Origin of the sequence: Haematobacter sp. (genome assembly GCF_032102465.1) — a bacterium.
GTDB lineage: Bacteria > Pseudomonadota > Alphaproteobacteria > Rhodobacterales > Rhodobacteraceae > Haematobacter.
On the sequence record NZ_DAMDHB010000042.1, the window covers coordinates 12,499 to 31,209 of the forward strand.

Below are 18,711 nucleotides of genomic sequence, written 5' to 3' on the forward strand. Positions count from 1 at the left end.
CGATGGATTTCTTCTTCACGCAGGTCCTGTCGGGTATCGCCGCGGGGACGATCTATGCCTGTCTCGCGCTGGCGGTGGTGATGATCTATCAGGCCATCCACCATCTGAACTTCGCGCAGGGCGAGATGGCGATGTTTTCCACCTACCTGGCCTGGCAGATGCTGGACTGGGGGGTGCCTTACTGGGCGGCCTTCGCACTGACCATTGTGCTCAGCTTCGCGCTCGGCTGGATATTGCAGCTGGTGGTGATGCGGCCGTTCCGCAATGCGCCGGTCTTGTCGAACATCGTGGTGTTCATCGCGCTCTTCACCATCTTCAACAGCTTAGCGGGTTTCATCTGGGGCTTCGACATCAAGACCTTCCCGTCGCCCTTCGGGTCGGGGCCGTTCATCGAATCGCTGCGCATCTCCCGCCATCAGGCGGGGATGATGGCGGTGACCATGGTGGTGCTGGCGCTGCTCTGGGCGTTCTTCCGGTTCACCCGGCTGGGGCTGGCGATGCGGGGGGCGGCGGCCAATCCGAGCAGTTCCGCGCTAGTGGGCGTCAGCGTGATGACGATGACGGCGCTCGGCTGGGGCATGGCCTCGGCGATCGGCGCGGTGTCGGGCCTGATGGTCGCGCCCATCGTGTTTCTGGAACCCAACATGATGCTGTCGATCCTGGTCTATTCCTTCGCCGGCGCGGTGGTCGGCGGGCTGACCAGCCCGCTCGGCGCGGTGATCGGCGGGTTTCTGGTCGGCATCGTGGAGGTGCTGGTCGCCACTTATGTGCCCGTGATCGGGCCGGAGCTGAAGCTGCCCATCGCACTGGCCATCATCATTGCCGTCCTGCTGTTCCGGCCTGCCGGGCTGTTCGGCAAGCGCAGCGTTCAGCGCGTTTGAGGAGAGAAAGCGATGACCATGGAAACTCCTCGCAAATCCAAGGCCGCCGGGCGGGCGATCTTTGCCGTGCTTCTGCTCGCGGCCGTGTTGCTGCCGCTCTTCGTCGACGACTTCCAGACGTTCCAGTTCACGCAGGTGCTGGTGCTGGCGGTCGCGATCATGGGGCTGAACTTGCTGACCGGGTTCAGCGGGCAGTTCTCGCTCGGCCATGGCGCGTTTTTTGCCGCCGGGGCCTATGTCGTGGCTTATCTGGTCGGCAATGAACTGGCGCCCTTTCCGGTCGCGCTGGTGGCGGCGGGTGCGTTCTGCTTCGTCATGGGGCTGGCCTTCGGGTTCCCGGCGCTGAAGCTGGACGGCATCTATCTGGCGCTGGCCACGTTTTCGCTGGCCGTGGCGGTGCCGCAAATCCTGAAGCTCTCGGTGCTGGAACACTGGACGGGCGGGGTGGGGGGCATCGTGCTGATGAAGCCCCCGGTGCCGGCCTGGCTGCCGATCTCGGAGGATCAGTGGCTGTTCTACATCGTGCTGGTGACGGGGCTGATCCTTTATGCGCTGGTCACCAACCTGCTGGCGGGGCGCACCGGGCGCGCGATGCTGGCGGTGAAGGACAATGCGCTGGCCGCCCGCGCGATGGGGATCAACGTCACCCACACGAAAGTTCTGGCCTTCGGCTATTCCGCGCTGGTCACCGGCATGGCGGGCGGGCTTTCGGCAATGGCCACGCAATATGTGGCGCCGGACAGCTTCACGCTTTTCGTGTCCATCAACCTGTTGGTCGGGCTGGTCGTCGGCGGCGTGGGCTGGATCCCCGGCGCGCTGGCGGGGGCGGCCTTCATCTATTTCCTGCCGACGCTTGCCGAAAACGTCTCGCAAGGCATGCAGGGGGTCGTCTACGGCGTCGTGCTGATCGCCGTGATGTACTTCGCGCCGAAAGGGCTGGGCGCGTTCGTGCGCCGATAGCCGCAGCATCAAGGATCACTTTTGGGAGGAGTGGGATGAAACTGAAACAGGGTCTGCTGGGACTGGCCATGGCGGCCGCCCTGGCGCTGCCCGGCGCGGGCCGGGCCGAGGATGTCATCAAGATCGGCAACACCATGCCCTATTCGGGCCCGGCCTCCGCCTTCGGCGAGATCGGCAATGCGATGAAGGCGTATTTCCAGAAGGTGAACGACGAAGGCGGCGTGAACGGCGCGAGGATCGAGTTCATCAGCTATGACGACGCCTATTCCCCGCCGAAGACGGTGGAACAGACACGCCGGCTGATCGAGCGCGACAAGGTCAACCTGCTCTCCGGCACCTTCGGCAGCGCGCAGAACATAGCGATCCAGAAATACGTCAACCAGCGCAAGATCCCGCATCTGTTCCTGGCCTCTGCCGCGAACATCTGGAGCAAGCCGGACGAATTCCCCTGGACGATGGGGTTCCAGCCCAACGCCGCCATCGAGGGGCAGGCCTATGGCGAATACATCGTCGCGAATTTCCCCGACAAGAAGATCGCCATCCTCTACCAGAACGACGATTACGGCCGCGGTTTCCTCGAAGGGATCGACAAGGGCCTGGGCGACAAGACCGCCAACATCGTAGGCCGCGCCACCTTCGAGGTGACGGATCCGACGATCGACACGCAGATCACCAACCTGCAACGCTCGGGCGCGGAGATCCTCATCGACATCGCCACGCCGAAATTCGCGGCGCAGGCGATCCGCAAGGTCGCCGAGCTCGGCTGGAAGCCCACGCATTTCATCATGACCACCTCCGCCTCGGTGGATCAGGTGCTCAAACCCGCGGGCTTTGATATTTCACAGGGGCTGATCACCGCGGCCTATCTGAAGGATCCGACCGATCCCCGTTGGGCCAATGACCCCGCGATGAACGACTTCCGCGCGTTCATGGACAAGTATTACCCCACCGGTAACAAGGGATCGGTCTATGCCGTCATTGGCTATTCGATTGCGCAATCGACCGTGCATGTGCTGGAAAAGGCAGGCCCGAAGCCGACCAACGAGGCGATCATGAAGGCGGCGACCAGCCTCGACTACGATCTGCCGTTGCTGCTGCCAGGGCTGAAGTTGCAGAACAGCACCGAAAGCTTCCACCCCATCGCCTCGATGCAGATGATGCGGTTCGACGGCGAAGCGTGGGTCGCGAACGACTGATCGGCCTTGCGGCCTCCGGCAGATCCGGGAGCCGACGTCCCGCGCGGTTCGAACCTGCCCGCGCCGGACAAGCCATGAAAAATCATCGGAGAGATAAATGCGCGCCTTGCTGAGCGTCAGGACCGGGGGGCCGGAAACGCTGGTACTCGTATCGGATGCCGCCATACCGCAACCGGGGCCGGGCGAGGTGCTGATCCGCGTCCATGCCGCCTCGCTCAACTTCCCCGACCTTTTGCGGCTGGAGGACAAGTATCAGGAACGCCCGCCGCGACCCTTCTCTCCGGGATCGGAGGTGGCGGGCGTGGTGGCGGCGGTCGGTTCCGGCGTTCACGGGCTGGCCCTGGGCGAGCGGGTGATGGCGGTGACCAGCTGGGGCGGTATGGCCGAATATGTCGCGGTGCCCGAGGCCAAGGTGTCGCTCATCCCGGAGGGAATGCCGTTCGATGAGGCCTCCGCACTGCTCGTCACCTATGCGACGACTTGGCATGCGCTGAAACAGCGTGCCGACCTGCGCGCGGGGGAGACGCTTCTGGTGCTCGGCGCCTCGGGCGGTGTCGGTCTGGCGGCGGTAGAGCTGGGCCGCGCCATGGGCGCGCGGGTGGTCGCCGCCGCGTCCAGCGCGGAAAAGCTGGCCGTGGCGAAAGCTGCCGGCGCCGACGCGGGCATCGTCTATCCCACCGGGCAATTTACCCCCGACCAGCAAAAGGCGCTGTCGGCGGACCTCAAGGCGGCCTGCGGTCCTCAGGGGGCGGCGGTGATCTTCGACCCCGTCGGCGGGGCCTATTCGGAACCGGCGTTCCGCGCCATCGGCTGGGGCGGGCGCTATCTGGTGATCGGCTTCGCCACCGGGATCGCCAGCCTGCCGCTGAACCTGCCGCTGTTGAAGGGGGCGAGCGTCGTCGGCGTCTTCTGGGGCGAGTCGGTCGAGCGCGACCCTGCGGGCCATCAACGGGCGGTGGCCGAGCTGGCGGAGCTCTACGCGGAGGGACAAATCCGCCCGCGCATCCACGCCACCTATCCGCTGGACCGCGGGGCGGAGGCGCTGGCCTTCCTCGCCTCGCGCAAGGCGATGGGCAAGCTGGTGGTCACGCTCTGACCGGCTTCAATCCTTCACGCTGTTCCAGAAATGATCGGCGCTGAGCCTTTGCTCGCGCGCGGCGCGCACCAGCACGATCTCCGTCGCCAGCGCATCGCCGCCGATGGGGCGGCGCAGGAAATCGGCATCCTGCGGCAGCGGCTGGAACCAGCCCGTGTCCACTGCCGCAAGCCCCCGATGCCGCGCATGACGCAGGGTGGAGAAGAAATCCGCCTCCGGGACGCGCACGGGTTCCGCGTCCAGCTCCTCCAGATAGCGCGTGATGGCCGAGGCCAGCGGCCCGCCGTGAACCCGCCCCGTCACCGCCACGGCCTGCCCCCGCAGCGCGGCTTCGGGGATTTCCGCATGGGAAGCCAGCGGATGGCCGGGCGGCAGGAAGAGCCCCATCCGGCGCGACACCACGGGCCGCACCTCCATCTCCGTTCCGCGCGCCTGGTTGGCGGGCGACAGTTCCAGCCGGTGCGCGGTTTCCAGCACGATACCGATATCCGCGTCGTCCTTCAGCACGGCGTCGTAGATGCGTTCGCTGCTGATCTGGGTGATCTGCAGGTCGATCTTGGGAAATGCCGCCATGTAGCTGTCGGTCAGCGCCACGCGTTCGGCGATGAGCGAGGAATAGGGCTGCACCGCCAGCCGCAGGTCATTGCTGCGCAATTCGCGCGCCCGCTGCACCGCCCAGTCGTGTTCCAGCACCACCCTTTTCGCGTTGACGAGGAAGCTGCGGCCTTCGCGCGTCAGCTCGACGCTGCGGCTGGTGCGGTCGAAGAGCGAAAACCCGAGCCGCCGTTCCAGTTCCCGGATGGTGGCCGAGAGCGCGGGCTGCGAGACGTTCATCTCCTGCGCCGCGCGGGTGAAGGACTTGTGCCGGGCGACGGAGAGAAACGCGCGGAAGGGCAAGCCATCCAAGTCCATGCGGTTCCCCCATTCATAACCGTATCCTATCGATAGGCGAGGAATCGCATATTGGAAAGCCCCCCGAAAATCCGCCATCCTGCGACCAGATAGTGGAGGATCTGCCATGTGGTCATTTGAGACGGACCCTGATTTTCAAAAGGAACTCGACTGGATCGCGGCCTTCATGCGCGAAAAGGTTGAACCGCTCGACCACGTTCTGGGCAGCCAGTGGAACATCCACGATCCCTTGTTCAGGAAACTGGTCCGCCCGTTGCAAGCAGAAGTGAAGGCGCGCGGGCTCTGGGCCTGTCACCTCGGCCCGCATCTGGGCGGGCGGGGCTACGGCCAGCTGAAACTGGCGCTGATGAACGAGCAACTGGGACGGTCGCGGTTCGGGCCGATCACCTTCGGCACCCAGGCGCCCGACACCGGCAATTCCGAGATCCTCGCGCATTTCGGCACGCCGGAGCAGAAGGAGCGGTTCCTGAAGCCGCTGCTGGACAATGAAATCGTCTCCTGCTTTGCGATGACCGAACCGCAGGGCGGCGCGGATCCGCTGCAAATCCGCACCACGGCGGTGCAGGAAGGCGACGACTGGGTCATCAACGGCGAGAAATGGTTTGCCTCCAACGCGCGCTATGCCGGGTTCTTCATCGTCATGGCGCTGACCGATCCGGAGGCCGAAAACCCCTACAAGCGGCAGTCGATGTTCATCGTGCCCGCCGACACGCCGGGGATCGAGATCATCCGCGAATACCACTACTACAGCCAGCCCGAACCCGACCACGCGCATATGTGCTGGACCGATGTGCGCGTGCCCGCCGACCATCTGCTGGGCGCGCAGGGCGATGCCTTTGCGGTGGCGCAGGTGCGTCTGGGCGGCGGACGGCTGCACCATGCCATGCGGTCGCTGGCCGAGGCCACGAAATGCCTGGAGATGACCTGTGAACGCGTCGTCTCCCGCCAGACCAAGGGGCAGGTGCTGTGGAAGCAGCAGATGGTGCAGGACAAGATCGCCGACGCCTGGATCCAGTTGCGTCAGTTCCGGCTCTTCGTGCTGGAAACCGCCTGGATGGCGGATCAGGGCAAGGATTGGAAGGCGCTCCGCCAGCATGTCTCCGCGGTCAAGGTGCTGATGCCCAAGGTGCTGCATGATGTCTCCGCCACCGCGGTGCACCTGCACGGCGCGCTCGGCCTGACTACGGCGGTGCCCTTTACGGAGCATATGATGAACAGCCTGATGGTGGGCATGGCCGACGGCCCCACGGAGGTGCACAAATCCGTCGTGGCGCGGGAGTTGCTGAAGGGCGTGAAGCCCAACCCGGAGATGTTCCCCGACTACTTGCGCCACAAGGCGGAGGAGCGCGCCCGCGCCACCTTCGGCCTTTCGCAGGGAGACGCGGCATGAAGTTCGATCTGGATATGGTGGGCAAGACTGCGCTGGTGATCGGCGGCACGGGCGGGATCGGCAATGCCATCGCACAGGCCTATCGCGCGCTTGGCGCCACGGTGCATGTCTGGGGCACCCGCGGCACCGCCGCAGACTATGCCGATGTCGCCGACAGCGACATGGAGGGGCTGCATTACCACCAGATGGACGTGTCGGACTTTGCCGCGGTTGAGGCGTGGCAGCCGCCGTTCGGCGGGCTCGACATTCTGGTGCAGTCGCAGGGCATCGTGATGTACGGCCGCAAGGAATACGACATCTCGAATTTCGAGAAGGTACTGTCGGTCAACCTGACCAGCCTGATGGCCTGCACGAACAAGTTCATCGACCGTCTGGTGGAGGCGAAGGGGTCGGTCATCATCGTCTCCTCCTCCGCCGCGTTCCATGCCACGCGGGGCGTGCCGGCCTATGGCGCGTCCAAAGTGGGGGCGATGGGGCTGACGAAGATCCTCGCGCAGACCTATGCCGCCAAGGGCGTGCGGGTGAACGGCATCGCGCCCGGTTTCATCCCGACGCGCCTGACTGCCAAGACGACGGAGGATCAGCGTCTGGCGGAAACCGCGCTCGCGCGCATTCCCATGGGGCGCTTCGGCACCCCGCAGGAAATGGCGGGGGTGGCGGTGTTCCTCGCCTCGCCGCTGGCCTCCTATGTCACGGGCCAGACGATCCTGGCCGATGGCGGGATGCTGCTTTGAGCGTGATCGACCCGGCCGTGGTGGACCTTGCGGCGCTGGCCCGCTGGATGGACGGGGAGGGGCTGGGGCAGGGCGCCATCACCGGCGCCACCCGGCTGGCCGGCGGCACGCAGAACGTCCTGCTGCGCCTCACCCGGTCGGGGCGGGACTATGTCCTGCGCCGCCCGCCCCCGGTTCTGCGGCCGAACAGCAATGCTGCCATGCTGCGCGAGGCGCGGCTGCTGCATGCGCTAGTGGGCAGCGACGTTCCCCACCCGCGGCTGATCGCCACCTGCGACGACCCCGATGTGCTGGGCGGCGCGGTCTTCTACCTCATGGAGCCGGTGGAGGGGTTCAGCGCGCCCGCCGGTCTGCCGCCGCTGCATGCCGCCGACCCCGTGATCCGCCGCCGCATGGGGCTGGCGCTGGTCGAGGGGGTGGAGCACCTGCACCGCGTGGACTATCTGGCGGCCGGGCTGGACGGCTTCGGCAACCCGGAGGGGTATCTGGCGCGGCAGGTCGGACGGTGGCAGTCGCAGCTGGACGGCTATGCGCGCTTCGACCGCTGGCCGGGGCCGTCGGGCCTGCCGGGACTGGCGGAAGTGGCCGACTGGCTGCGCGCGCATCTTCCGCCGGAGGCGCCCGCGGGCATCGTTCACGGCGACTATCAGCTTGCCAATGTGCTCTACCGCCCGGACGGACCGGAGCTGGCCGCGATTGTGGATTGGGAGTTGGCCTCCATCGGCGATCCTCTGGTCGATCTGGGCTGGATCGTCGCCACATGGCACGGCTCGGACAAGCCCGACCTGCCGGTGCTGCGGGTGGAGCCGTGGGAGGGGTTCCCCACATCCGACGAACTGATCGACCACTATGCCGCGCGCAGCGGCCGGGATCTGGGCCACATCGACTGGTATGTCGTGCTGGCCTGCTACCGGCTGGGCATCCTGCTGGAGGGGACGTTCGCGCGCGCCTGCAACGGCGCCGCGCCGATGGAGACCGGCCGCCTGCTGCATGAGGCGGCGGTGGGCCTGTTTCAGCGCGCCACCAACCGCATACGCCGCCCACGCCAGATCTGAACAGCATCGAGGGAGGACAAGATGCTCGTGCCGCCGATGACCAACTACTGCGACCATGTGCGGACCTACACCCGCCCCGCCGATCCGCCGACCTTCAACTACGCCGCCGTGCTGGACCGCTACGCCGAGGATCCCACCCGTCAGGCGGTGATCTGGACGAATGAGGCGGGGGAGGAGCGCCGCTGGAGCTTTGCCGATTTGTCGCAGGCATCGCAGCGCATCGCCAATGTGCTGCTGGCGCAGGGGGTGCGGCGCGGGGACCGGGTGCTGGTGCAGCTTCCGCGAATTCCCGAATGGCTGGCCACCATGTTCGCGATCTTTCGCATCGGGGCGGTGGCGCTGCCGTCGCTGACCATGTTGCAGCCCAAGGATCTGGCCTGGCGGATCGGAGAGGTCGGGCCGAAGGCCGTGGTCACCCTGCGCGGGCTGACGGCGAAATACGACGGCCTGCTGACGGGTGACATCGCCCGCCTGTCGATCCCCTATGGCCCCGGCAAGGCGGACTCTGGCTGGACCGATCTGGCCGAGGCGATGGCCGCGGCCTCTCCCATCGCGCGGCCGGAGGAGATGCGCGCGGATGAAGGCAGCCTGATCTTCTTCACCTCCGGCTCCTCCGGCATGCCGAAGGGCGTGGTGCATTCGGCGTTCTTCGCCTGGGGGTTCCATGAAATCTCCGGCTACTGGTTCGACTTTGCCGAACAGCGGCGGGACGATCTGTGCTGGGGCACGGCGGATACGGCGTGGGGGTTTTCGGCCTGCGGAACGCTCTGCGCGCCGCTCTTCGCAGGCATCTGCGTCTTCATCTACGACGGCCCCTTCGATCCGAAGGAACGGCTGCGCCTGATGGAGAAATACGGCGTCACGCATTACGCGGCGGCGGCTTCGGAATACCGGTGGATGCTGGGCGAGGATGTGGCCGCCTATGATCTGTCGCGGCTGCGGCTGTCCATCACCGCCGGGGACTCGCTGGACGCGCCCACCGCGCGGCGCTGGATGACGCTCTCCGGCACGCGGTTCCATGAGGCCTATGGTCAGACCGAAAGCTTCATGACGGTGGGCAATTTCAACGCCGCCGAAATCCGCCCCGGCGCGATGGGGCTGCCGATGCCGGGGATCCCGGTCGATATCATCGGCGACGACTGCCGCCCGCTTCCGGCGGGGGAAATCGGCGATGTCGCCATCCTGACCCCCTATCGCGGGCTGATGCTGGGCTACTGGAACGACCCGGAGCGGACGGAGGCCTGCTTTCGCACCGATGCGGAGGGCCGGCGCTGGTTCATCACCGGCGACCGAGGCCGCAAGGATGAGGACGGCTATTTCTGGTATGAAGGCCGGGCCGACGATGTCATCAACGCCACCGGCTACCGCATCGGCCCGACCGAAGTCGAAAGCGTGGTGCAGGGCCATCCCGCCGTGCTGGAATGCGCGGCCGTTCCCAGCCCGGATGAAAAGCGCGGCGAGGTGGTCAAGGCCTATGTCGTGCTGAACCCCGGCTACGCGCCCAGCGATGATCTGGTGCGGGAGATCCAGGTGCATGTGAAGGCCAATACCGCGCCCTACAAATACCCCCGCAAGATCGAGTTCATAGCTGCCCTCCCCAAGACCGAAAGCGGCAAGGTGAAGCGGCGCGAACTGCGCGACCGGGAATTCGCGAAAGGAGCCGCCTGATGGATCTGCGTTCGATCCGCGGCCGGGTGGCGATCGTCACCGGGGCTGCCAGCGGCATGGGTCTGGCGACCGCGGCGCTTTTTGCCCGCGAAGGGGCGCGGGTTGTGCTGACCGACCTCGACCAGGCCCGCTGCGACGCCTGCGCGGAGGCGATCCGTGCCGAGGGCGGCGAGGTTCTGGCGCTGGCGCTCGACATTGCGGATGCCTCGGCCATTGGGCGGGTGGTCGAGGAAGTCGCCCGCCAGCTGGGCGGCATCGACATCATCGTCAACAATGCTGGCATCTACGGGTTCGAATCCATCGACGCCGGAGCGGCCTATGACGGCATGTGGGGGCGGTGCCTCGACATCATGCTGACCGGCCAGCAGCGTCTGATCCGCGCGGCCCTGCCCTGGCTGCGCCGCTCGGACGCCCCCCGCGTGGTCAACATCGCCTCGACCGAGGCCTTCGGTGCGACGACCGGCAATTCCGCCTATGTCGCGGCGAAACACGGGGTGATCGGGCTGACCCGCGGCTTTGCCGTCGATCTGGGGCCGGAGGGAATCACCGTGAACTGCATCTGTCCCGGCGCGGTCAACACCGGCATGACGCAGGGCTTTGCCGACGACAGGAAGGAGACATTCGCCCGCCGCCGCATCGCCCTGCGCCGCTATGCGGAGCCGGAGGAGATCGCGCAGATGACGCTTTCGCTGGTTCTGCCGGCGGCTTCCTATGTGACGGGCGCTGTGCTTGCCGTGGACGGGGGATTGAGTATCCGCAATGCGTGAGGTCGTCAGATGAAACCGCCACTTTCCGGGATCCGCATCATCGAACTGGCCGGAATCGGCCCCGGCCCCTTCGCCGCGATGATGCTGGCCGATCACGGCGCCGAGGTGATCCGGGTGGAGCGCAGGGGCACGCCCCCCGGACCGGAAAGCGACCCGCGCAAGGATGTGCTGCTGCGCTCGCGCAAGGTGCTGACGCTCGATCTGAAATCGGAGGCGGGCCGCACACTGCTGCTGGAGTTGGTGCGGGGCGCCGACGGGCTGATCGAGGGCTATCGCCCCGGCGTGCTGGAGCGGCTGGGGTTGGGGCCGGAGGTGCTGCTGGCCGAAAACCCGCGGCTGGTGATCGGGCGGATGACCGGCTGGGGCCAGACCGGCCCGCTGGCGCCGCGGGCGGGGCATGACCTCAACTACGCCGCGCTGACCGGGGCGATCCATGCCATCGGCCGCGCCGGGGAAAAGCCGGTGATCCCGCTGAACCTCGTAGCCGATTTCGGCGGCGGCGCGATGTTTCTGGCCTTCGGGATGCTGGCGGCGCTGATCGGGGCGCGCGACACCGGGCGGGGGCAGGTCGTCGATGCGGCGATGACCGACGGGGTGGCGGTGCTGCTCTCCATGTTCCACAGTTTTCAGGCGATGGGCTTCTGGCGGGATGAACGCGGCGTCAACCTTCTGGACGGCGGCGCGCATTTCTACGACACCTATGAGACAGCGGATGGCCGCTATGTCTCCATCGGCGCGATCGAGCCGCAGTTCTATGCCAAGCTGCTGGAGCTTCTGGGGCTTTCCGATGACCCCGCCTTTGCCCGCCAGATGGACAGCGCCGGCTGGGAGGATCTGCGCGCCCGCCTGACCATTCTGTTCCGCCAGGGCAGCCGCGATGAATGGGAGGCGCTGCTGGGCGGTCACGACACCTGCTTTGCCCCCGTTCTGTCGCTGAGCGAGGCACCGGATCATCCGCACAACAGGGCGCGCGGCACGTTCACCACGGTTGGCGGTGTGGTTCAGGCGATGCCCGCGCCGCGCTATTCCGAAAGCGCGGTGGTGGCGCCCACCATGGCGGATCCCGCCGCCGATCCCGCTGCTACCCTGCGGGATCTGGGCTATTCCCCGGAGCGGATCGCGGCTTTGAGGGCCTCCGGCGCCATCGCGTAAACGTTTGGCGCGGTTGGCCGCTTGCGGTTCCCCCCGCGAAACCGATCTCAACAAAGATACTGCTCCCGCCTGCCCGGTCATGGCGGGAGCAGAGCCGTCAACGTCAAAACAGGGGGTGAAGCCCTAGTGGCCGTGCCGTCTGGAATGTCGTTGGCCTGCTGCACCTGCGGTCGGCGGGGTGAGTCCTGTGACCCTCGCGGCAACGGGGCGTCTTTCCTGTCTCCCCGACCATACCGGGATGACGTCGATGGCGAAGAAAACCGCCAGCACCTTTCCGAGACCGCGCGCGCTGGAGGGGGTAGAGGTGCCCGCCGCCAAGCTGCCTGGGCAGGAGCGGGAGGGCCATCGCATTCCAATTCCGAAGGCGGGCGGATCGATATCATGGCGCAATCCGCCGGCAGGGCTCGCGCGGCGCTGGAAGCAGAAACGGGATGGCTTGCCGGTAGAGGGGCCTTCGCGCCACAAAACGCGGACGATCACTTGTAACCAGCAACCTGCAAGGGCGCGCCCGGAAAAGATCCCGTTGCTGAAACCCGCTTTCCGCAAGGAGGGCGCAGTGACAGCGGCCAATTCCTCTTCTATCTCCGACGGGCAGCGGCGACCGAGCTTTTGTAGTTCCTTCCCACAGTCCGACAAATATCCTATGCAGGCGCGATGTCATAGCCGGAAGCCAGCATGGTCGAAATCGCAAAGCTGAAGATCCCGCCCGCCTATCAGCTCGTCTCCGAGGAGTTGCAGCGGCTGATCCTGGAGGGACAGCTGAAGCCCGGTGAGCAATTGCCGAGCGAGACCGACCTCGCCGCCCGCTTCGGTGTCAACCGGTCCACCGTGCGCGAAGGCATCCGCCAGCTGGAGACGGAGGGCATGCTGCGGCGGGAGGGGCGCAAGCGGCTGCTCATCACCATTCCGGGGCAGGAGAACATCTCCCCCCGCATGGAACGCGCGTTGCTGATGCATGATGTGACGTTCCGTGAACTCTGGGAGGTGGCGGAGGCGCTGGAACCCGTTGTTGCCGCGCAAGCGGCCGACCGGGCGACGGAGGCGCAGATCGACGCACTGCGCGCCAATGTCGCGCAGACAGCGGAGATTGTGGCCGACGGCGGCCCCACCGACCGGCTGGACACCGAGTTCCACACCCTTCTGGCGGAATGCACCGGCAACCGCGCCATGGTCCTGTCGCGGGAGCCGATCGGGCAGTTGCTCTTCCGCCCCTATCTGGAGCTGTCCCGCCACGTTCCGCAGGCGCCCGCGCGCAATCTGGAAGCGCACCGCCAGATCCTTGCGGGGGTCGAAGCGCGGGACCCCAAACGCACCCGGCTGTGGATGGAACGTCATATCCGCGACCTGCTCAAGGGCTGGGAAATGGCCGGGCTGACCATCGACGACCCGATCTCCTCCTCGTCCGCGTCCTAGTTTCCGCCCACCGGCTCCAAGCCGCTTGACAAGCCCGCTGCCCACCGGAATTGTTGGCTTGTCGGACAAATGACGCTGAGGAGCGTCCGGCAGGGGAGGATTTGCATGAGCTGGGACAGGGGACTTTTCCCCCCGATGCGGCACGAATGGCATTATGGGTCCCGCGTGGTGGAATGCTTCACCGACCGGCCACGTAATCTGTACGATCTGCTGGCAGAGGCCGTCACGCGCGACCCTGATGGCGAGGCGCTGGTGGTGGGGGATCAGCGGTTGAGCTGGACCGCGCTGTCGCAGCAGGTGGACCGGACGGCGCGGGCGCTGTCCGCCCAAGGGCTGGCGCGGGGCGACCGGGCGGTGATGGTGATGGGCAACCATCCGCGGTTCATCGTCACGCTTTTCGCGCTGTTCCGGCTGGGGGTTATCGCGGTGCCGGTTTCCATCCGCTCCAGCGTACCGGAGGTGGCCTATGTGATCGCCAATACCACCGCGCGGTTGGTGGTGCATGACGCCGACCTTGCGCATTTGCTGCCGCAGGGCGCGACGGCCATGGCCTATGAGGCCTTGCAGGGCGACGGCCCGCTGCCCGCCGACCTGCCGGGGGAAGAGGAGGTGGCGCTGATCCTGCACACCTCCGGCACCACCGGCAAACCCAAGGGCGCGATGCTGACCCATATGTCGCTGATCCATTCGGCGATGTTCTACGAGGCGACCTTTGGGTTGAAGCCGGGCGACCGCGCGGTGATCGCGGTGCCGTTCAACCATGTCACCGGCATCGCCGGGCTGATCTCGGTGTCGTTCCGCGCGGGCGCCACGCTCATCTGCATGGAGGGGTTCAAGGCGAAGGCCTTCCTCGACCTCGCGGAGGCGGAGCGGATGACCTATACGATCATGGTCCCCGCGATGTACAACCTCTGCCTGTTGCAGCCGGATTTCGCCACGCGCGATCTGAAAAGCTGGCGCATGGCGGCCTATGGCGGCGCGCCGATGCCGGAGCCGACGATACGCCGGCTGGCCGCCGCGATCCCCGGCATCGCATTCGCGAATTGCTACGGCGCCACGGAAAGCATCGTCGCGCAGTTGATAACACCGCCCGACCGCGCCATCGACAAGCGCGGCACGGTGGGCTGCCCGCTGCCCGGTACCCGCGCGATGATCATGGATGATGAGGGGCGCGAACAGCCCACGGGGATGCCGGGGGAAATCTGGCTCTCCGGTCCCAACGTGACGCTGGGCTACTGGAACAACCCGGAGGCGACGGCGGCGGCCTTTCCGAGTGGCTTCTGGCGGTCCGGCGACATCGGCGTCGCCGATGAGGAGGGTTTCGTCAGCGTGCTGGATCGCGCCAAGGACATGATCAACCGCGGCGGGCTGAAAATCTATTCGGCGGAGCTGGAAAATGTGCTGACCGACCATCCGGCGGTGGTGGAGGCGGCAGCGGTGCCCCGCGCCTGCCCGGTACTGGGCGAACGCGTCCACGCGGTGCTCATGCTGCGGACGGGGGCGACGGAGGCGGAGATCCTCGCCTGGTGCCAGGAGCGGCTCTCCGACTACAAGGTGCCGGAGACGCTGGAGATGTCGCCCGACCCGCTGCCGCGCAATGCCAACGGCAAGATCGACAAGAAGGTCCTGCGCGCGCGGCTCGACGCTGTCTGATCCTGGCTGGCTGATCCCGGCTATCTTGGCCGACAGTCGAATTGTCGGACAGATGAGTTGACAGAAGCTCTGCCGAACGGTTCTATCATCGGCACGCGGGCCAGCACCGCGAGGGGATTGCGGCGGGGGAGAGGAGCCCCTGCCGAAACGGGGAGGATACACATGAAACGGCATTTCTACGCTCTGGCAGCGTCTGTCGCGGTCGCTGGTTTCACGGCGCCTGCGATGGCGCAGAACTTCATCATCTCGTCCTCGCTGCCGCAGGCTCATCTGTGGACCGGCGGGCATATGGTGGATTTCATGAAACTTATGGAAGAAAGCTCCGGCGGTTCCGTGACCTTCACCCCCTTCTTCGCCGGTGAACTGACCGGGGTGGGTCGGGAACTGGACGCGCTGCAGGGCGGCACGATCCAGATCGCGGCACCGCTGCTGGCGCCCTATCACGAGGGCGCCTTCCCGCTGTCCGACGTGACGCAACTGCCGACCTATGGCACCGACAGCCCGATGGTGACGCGCGCCTTCCAGAAGCTGCTCGATTCGGATGTGGTGCTGGCCGACGGCAAGACCTTCTACCAGTATGAGATCGAGCCGAAGGAAATCCGCGTCTGGGCCGTCGGCGCGACCTCTGCCTATTCCATCGCGACAGCCGGAACGCCGCTGGTGGAGCCGGCCGATTTCCGCGGCATGCCGCTGCGCGCCGGGTCGGCCATCCACACGCTGGTGCTGAACGAACTGGGTGCGACGCCGGTGACCATGCCCGCCTCCAACGTCTATGAGGCGCTGTCGCGGGGAACCGTGAACGGGCTCGTGCTGGCGATCTCCGACTGGCCGGCCTATTCGCTGGAAGCGTTGATGAAGAACACAATCACGGATGTCTCCATCGGCCACTGGGAGAGCTACCTGGCGATCAGCAATGAGGCTTGGGACCAGATGGACGAGAACACGCAAAAGTCCTTCGACGCCGCCGCCCGCAAGGCCGCCGAGAACAATTCGCTGGTCTGGGATCAGCGGCTGGAAACGGTGAAGAAGGACTCGATCGAGAAGTACGGGGCAAAGTTCACCCCCGTGACCGAGTATTCCCAAGCGATGCAGGACTATATCGCAGCCGCCGGGGCCAGCACATGGAAGACCTGGATCGAGAAGCTGGAGGGCGAGGGCCATCCCGCCCGCGCGACCGCCTCGCTCTATGCCCGCATCATCTTGGATGAAGGCGGCAAGCTGCCCGAGGGCGTGGCCGAATATCTGAACCTGTGATGCCCGTGCGCCCCACGCCCCCGGCGGGGCGCGGGGGCTGACCTGTGGCGGTCATCCGCCGCGCGATGGTCAGGATGGCCGCCTCCGCGCTGCCGTTGCGGCAGGTAGGATGACCGGCCTTCCGCGGCGGTCTGGCGGCCGTCCCGCCCGCACCCTTCGGCGCCGCGTCCACCACACGGACGGCGCAGCGCCTTTCCCGATTTTCCACTGACCCCCCGTTCAGGAAACCCGCGATGGACCATGGACTGATCTTTGCGTTCGTCATCCTCTGGGTGACGCTTTTCCTGATGCTGGGGCAGGCGGTCGCGACCGTCATGCTCGGCGCGGGGTTTGCCGGGCTGGCGCTCTGGCTGGGGCCGAAGACGCTGCTCGGCATCATCGGGCAGGACGTGTTCTTCTCCGCCTCCAGCTATCCGCTCTCTATCATCCCGCTTTATCTGCTCATGGCGCAGATCCTGGTGCGAGGGCGGATCGTGGGCGATCTGTTCCGTGTGGGCCACAAGCTTGCCGGATACCGCCGCTTTCCGCTGGGGGTCGCCACGATCCTGACCGGCGGGCTGCTGGGCGCGGTTTCGGGGTCCGGCTCCGCCTCCGCCGCGGCGCTGGCCCGGCTGGCGGGGCCGGAGCTGGAGCGGGTGGGCTATACGCGCGACTTTTCCGCCGGGCTGGCGGCCATCTCCGGCTCGCTCTCCGCCATCATCCCGCCGAGCCTGCTCTTGATGATCTACGGCTCCATCACGCTGGTGCCGATCGGGCATCTGTTCATGGGTTCCATCGGGCCCGCGATCCTGTGCATCGCGGTCTATATCATCTGTTTGCGCTTCATGGGGCAGGTCAAACCCGGCGTGCCCGACCGCGCGCCCCCGCTGGAGGCGGAGGATCCGGCCGAGATGCGCCGTGCCTTCATCTCGCTGGCCTTCGTCGCGGGGCTGATGTCCATCGTCTTCGGCGGCATCTACGGCGGCGTGGTGACGGTCGGCGAGGCGGGCGGCCTCGGTGCCTTCACCGCCATGGTGGGCGTGATCCTGATGGGCCGGATCGGGGTGCGGGACATCCTGAACGGGTTGGTCGATGCGGCCAAGGTGTCGGCCATGCTCCTGATGATCATCATGGCCGCGCAGATCTTTTCGCGCTTCATGTCGATCAGCCGGGTGCCGCGGCTGCTGGTGGACCTGACGGAGCCGTTGCAGGCCTATCCCGTCCTGCTCCTCATCGTGCTGATGGTGGTGCTGTTCCTGGCCGGCATGGCGCTGGAGGAGGTGACCTGCATCATCCTCATCATCCCGCTGATCCAGCCGATGCTGGAGGCGGCGGGCATAGACATGGTGTGGTTCGGGGTGATGGCCTGTTTCGTCATCTCGCTGGGGTTGCTGACGCCGCCGGTGGGGCTGGTGGCGTTTTCCGCGGCGGTCGCGGCCAATGTCACGCCGGGCGCGGTGTTCCGCCCGGCGCTGAAATTCGCCACCGTCGCCGCCATCGTCGTGGTGCTGGCCATGGTCTTTGTCCCCGGCATCGTCACCTGGCTGCCGAGCCACCTGAACTGAGCGGAGGCGGAAATGGTTGAACATGTGAACCGGTTCTGGCGCACGCTCTGGGCGGCGGAATACGGGCTGGCGGCGGTGGGATCGGGGCTGAGCCTGCTCATCATCATGCTGCTCACGGTGTCGAGCGTGGTGGGGCGGTATGTGCTGCACACCGACCTCATCCCCGGCGTCTACAACATGATCGAGCGGGTGTTCTTTCCGCTGATGGTGTTCTGGGCGCTCCCCCTCGCGCACCGGGAGGGGATGTTCCCGAAGCTGGAGCTGTTCATGGGCTACGCCATGTCCGCGCGGCAGCGGGCGGCGGTGGCGGTCTTCGTCGGCGTGGTGGAACTGGCGGTCTATGCGGTGCTGATGTATTTCATCTGGCTCTTCGTCGAGCGCGGCATCACCAGCAACCGCACGGTGATGATCGGGGTCGAGAAATGGCCGCTGTGGCCCATCGCGATCATGATGCCGCTCGCCTTCGGGCTGATGATGGTGGAGATGCTGCGCCTCGTCTGGCGTGACGTGCAGGTGGTGCGCGGGCGCCGCGTGGCGGTGGAACAGGTGGCGCCGCCGCCGGACACGCTCTGATGTCCGTACGGCTGGACCGGCTGCTGGCGCATGACTTCGGCCGGCTGGAGCGGAGCTATGACGCGCGCGACACCATCCTCTATGCGCTCGGCTGCGGGGCGGGGGCGGGTGAGCTGCCGCTGGTCTGCGAGCGCGGGCTGGTCGCGCTGCCTTCCATGGCGACGGTGCTGTGCAACGTGTCGGACTGGCTCTGCGACCCCGCCGGGCTGCTGGACGGCACGCGCGCCCTGCACGGGTCGGAGCGGATCGAGCTGGACGGTCCGCTGCCCGCCTCCGGCCGCGTGACCGCCGCCCCTCGCATCGCCGAGGTGCATGACAAGGGCGAGGGCCGCGGCGCCATCGTGGTGGTGGAGCGCGACATTCTCGACGCCGCGACCGGCGCGCGGCTTGCGCGGGTGACGAACCGGGTCTTCTTCCGCGGCGACGGCGGCATCGGCGGCACGGGCCATCCCGCGCCGGTCCC

Annotated in this window: 17 protein-coding genes and 1 pseudogene; 17 read left to right on the forward strand and 1 reads right to left on the reverse strand. The window is 66.7% G+C overall.

What is annotated here, in order from left to right; translation table 11 throughout:
* Positions 1 to 2 precede the first annotated feature (2 nt).
* From RT513_RS18040 to RT513_RS18055, 4 genes are all read left to right on the forward strand, one after another.
* Positions 3 to 881 carry a branched-chain amino acid ABC transporter permease gene (locus RT513_RS18040; protein ID WP_290685848.1) on the forward strand — a complete coding sequence of 293 codons (879 nt, stop codon included), beginning with the start codon at positions 3 to 5 and terminating at the stop codon, positions 879 to 881.
* Positions 882 to 893: 12 nt separating this feature from the next.
* Positions 894 to 1,841, forward strand: coding sequence for a branched-chain amino acid ABC transporter permease (locus RT513_RS18045; RefSeq protein ID WP_290685844.1), 948 nt, complete (start codon positions 894 to 896; stop codon positions 1,839 to 1,841).
* 35 nt (positions 1,842 to 1,876) lie between these two features.
* Entirely contained in the window at positions 1,877 to 3,037 is a 1,161-nt protein-coding gene (locus tag RT513_RS18050) for an ABC transporter substrate-binding protein (RefSeq protein ID WP_290685841.1), read from the forward strand.
* Between the two features lie 97 nt (positions 3,038 to 3,134).
* The gene (locus RT513_RS18055; RefSeq protein WP_290685838.1) at positions 3,135 to 4,133 is read left to right on the forward strand and encodes an NADPH:quinone oxidoreductase family protein; all 999 of its coding nucleotides are present in this window, start codon (positions 3,135 to 3,137) and stop codon (positions 4,131 to 4,133) included.
* Positions 4,134 to 4,139: 6 nt separating this feature from the next.
* Here RT513_RS18055 and RT513_RS18060 read toward each other — a convergent pair whose 3' ends face one another.
* Positions 4,140 to 5,045 carry a LysR family transcriptional regulator gene (locus RT513_RS18060; protein WP_290685835.1) on the reverse strand — a complete coding sequence of 302 codons (906 nt, stop codon included), beginning with the start codon at positions 5,043 to 5,045 and terminating at the stop codon, positions 4,140 to 4,142.
* A gap of 106 nt (positions 5,046 to 5,151) precedes the next feature.
* Here RT513_RS18060 and RT513_RS18065 point away from each other — a divergent pair, with 106 nt between their 5' ends.
* The 13 genes and pseudogenes from RT513_RS18065 to RT513_RS18125 form a co-directional block, all read left to right on the forward strand.
* Positions 5,152 to 6,435 (forward strand): acyl-CoA dehydrogenase family protein, encoded by a 1,284-nt coding sequence (locus RT513_RS18065; protein ID WP_290685832.1) that lies wholly within the window; start codon positions 5,152 to 5,154, stop codon positions 6,433 to 6,435.
* The gene (locus tag RT513_RS18070; RefSeq protein WP_290685829.1) at positions 6,432 to 7,169 is read left to right on the forward strand and encodes an SDR family NAD(P)-dependent oxidoreductase; all 738 of its coding nucleotides are present in this window, start codon (positions 6,432 to 6,434) and stop codon (positions 7,167 to 7,169) included. Before RT513_RS18065 ends, RT513_RS18070 begins: the two co-directional genes overlap by 4 nt.
* Positions 7,170 to 7,171: 2 nt before the next feature.
* A complete protein-coding gene (locus RT513_RS18075; protein WP_290685890.1) occupies positions 7,172 to 8,224 on the forward strand; it encodes a phosphotransferase family protein in 1,053 nt (350 codons plus the stop codon).
* Positions 8,225 to 8,245: 21 nt separating this feature from the next.
* Positions 8,246 to 9,892, forward strand: coding sequence for an acyl-CoA synthetase (locus tag RT513_RS18080; protein WP_290685826.1), 1,647 nt, complete (start codon positions 8,246 to 8,248; stop codon positions 9,890 to 9,892).
* Entirely contained in the window at positions 9,892 to 10,659 is a 768-nt protein-coding gene (locus tag RT513_RS18085; RefSeq protein ID WP_290685823.1) for an SDR family NAD(P)-dependent oxidoreductase, read from the forward strand. Before RT513_RS18080 ends, RT513_RS18085 begins: the two co-directional genes overlap by 1 nt.
* 9 nt (positions 10,660 to 10,668) lie before the next feature.
* Positions 10,669 to 11,811 carry a CaiB/BaiF CoA transferase family protein gene (locus tag RT513_RS18090; protein ID WP_290685820.1) on the forward strand — a complete coding sequence of 381 codons (1,143 nt, stop codon included), beginning with the start codon at positions 10,669 to 10,671 and terminating at the stop codon, positions 11,809 to 11,811.
* Positions 11,812 to 12,295: 484 nt separating this feature from the next.
* Positions 12,296 to 12,407, forward strand: a pseudogene (locus RT513_RS18095) (acetyl-CoA C-acyltransferase); the annotation flags it as partial.
* A gap of 79 nt (positions 12,408 to 12,486) precedes the next feature.
* Positions 12,487 to 13,224, forward strand: coding sequence for a FadR/GntR family transcriptional regulator (locus RT513_RS18100; RefSeq protein WP_290685817.1), 738 nt, complete (start codon positions 12,487 to 12,489; stop codon positions 13,222 to 13,224).
* 105 nt (positions 13,225 to 13,329) lie between these two features.
* Positions 13,330 to 14,877: a class I adenylate-forming enzyme family protein gene (locus RT513_RS18105; protein ID WP_290685807.1), complete on the forward strand. Its 1,548-nt coding sequence runs from the start codon at positions 13,330 to 13,332 to the stop codon at positions 14,875 to 14,877.
* A gap of 162 nt (positions 14,878 to 15,039) precedes the next feature.
* The gene (locus RT513_RS18110; protein WP_290685804.1) at positions 15,040 to 16,131 is read left to right on the forward strand and encodes a TRAP transporter substrate-binding protein; all 1,092 of its coding nucleotides are present in this window, start codon (positions 15,040 to 15,042) and stop codon (positions 16,129 to 16,131) included.
* Positions 16,132 to 16,364: 233 nt separating this feature from the next.
* Positions 16,365 to 17,675, forward strand: coding sequence for a TRAP transporter large permease (locus RT513_RS18115; protein WP_290685801.1), 1,311 nt, complete (start codon positions 16,365 to 16,367; stop codon positions 17,673 to 17,675).
* Positions 17,676 to 17,687: 12 nt separating this feature from the next.
* The gene (locus RT513_RS18120; RefSeq protein ID WP_290685798.1) at positions 17,688 to 18,248 is read left to right on the forward strand and encodes a TRAP transporter small permease; all 561 of its coding nucleotides are present in this window, start codon (positions 17,688 to 17,690) and stop codon (positions 18,246 to 18,248) included.
* A partial coding sequence (locus tag RT513_RS18125) for a MaoC family dehydratase N-terminal domain-containing protein (protein ID WP_409518428.1) occupies positions 18,248 to 18,711 on the forward strand: 464 nt, incomplete at its 3' end. The genes RT513_RS18120 and RT513_RS18125, both read left to right, overlap by 1 nt.

Bases quoted from the DNA above. Each gene is read 5' to 3' on its own strand.
- RT513_RS18070 (WP_290685829.1), top strand. From the start codon at position 6,432: ATGAAGTTCGATCTGGATATGGTGGGCAAGACTGCGCTGGTGATCGGC.
- RT513_RS18050 (WP_290685841.1), top strand. From the start codon at position 1,877: ATGAAACTGAAACAGGGTCTGCTGGGACTGGCCATGGCGGCCGCCCTG.
- RT513_RS18040 (WP_290685848.1), top strand. From the start codon at position 3: ATGGATTTCTTCTTCACGCAGGTCCTGTCGGGTATCGCCGCGGGGACG.
- RT513_RS18060 (WP_290685835.1), bottom strand. From the start codon at position 5,045: ATGGACTTGGATGGCTTGCCCTTCCGCGCGTTTCTCTCCGTCGCCCGG.
- RT513_RS18045 (WP_290685844.1), top strand. From the start codon at position 894: ATGACCATGGAAACTCCTCGCAAATCCAAGGCCGCCGGGCGGGCGATC.
- RT513_RS18110 (WP_290685804.1), top strand. From the start codon at position 15,040: ATGAAACGGCATTTCTACGCTCTGGCAGCGTCTGTCGCGGTCGCTGGT.
- RT513_RS18090 (WP_290685820.1), top strand. From the start codon at position 10,669: ATGAAACCGCCACTTTCCGGGATCCGCATCATCGAACTGGCCGGAATC.
- RT513_RS18115 (WP_290685801.1), top strand. From the start codon at position 16,365: ATGGACCATGGACTGATCTTTGCGTTCGTCATCCTCTGGGTGACGCTT.
- RT513_RS18085 (WP_290685823.1), top strand. From the start codon at position 9,892: ATGGATCTGCGTTCGATCCGCGGCCGGGTGGCGATCGTCACCGGGGCT.
- RT513_RS18065 (WP_290685832.1), top strand. From the start codon at position 5,152: ATGTGGTCATTTGAGACGGACCCTGATTTTCAAAAGGAACTCGACTGG.
- RT513_RS18080 (WP_290685826.1), top strand. From the start codon at position 8,246: ATGCTCGTGCCGCCGATGACCAACTACTGCGACCATGTGCGGACCTAC.
- RT513_RS18100 (WP_290685817.1), top strand. From the start codon at position 12,487: ATGGTCGAAATCGCAAAGCTGAAGATCCCGCCCGCCTATCAGCTCGTC.
- RT513_RS18055 (WP_290685838.1), top strand. From the start codon at position 3,135: ATGCGCGCCTTGCTGAGCGTCAGGACCGGGGGGCCGGAAACGCTGGTA.
- RT513_RS18105 (WP_290685807.1), top strand. From the start codon at position 13,330: ATGAGCTGGGACAGGGGACTTTTCCCCCCGATGCGGCACGAATGGCAT.
- RT513_RS18120 (WP_290685798.1), top strand. From the start codon at position 17,688: ATGGTTGAACATGTGAACCGGTTCTGGCGCACGCTCTGGGCGGCGGAA.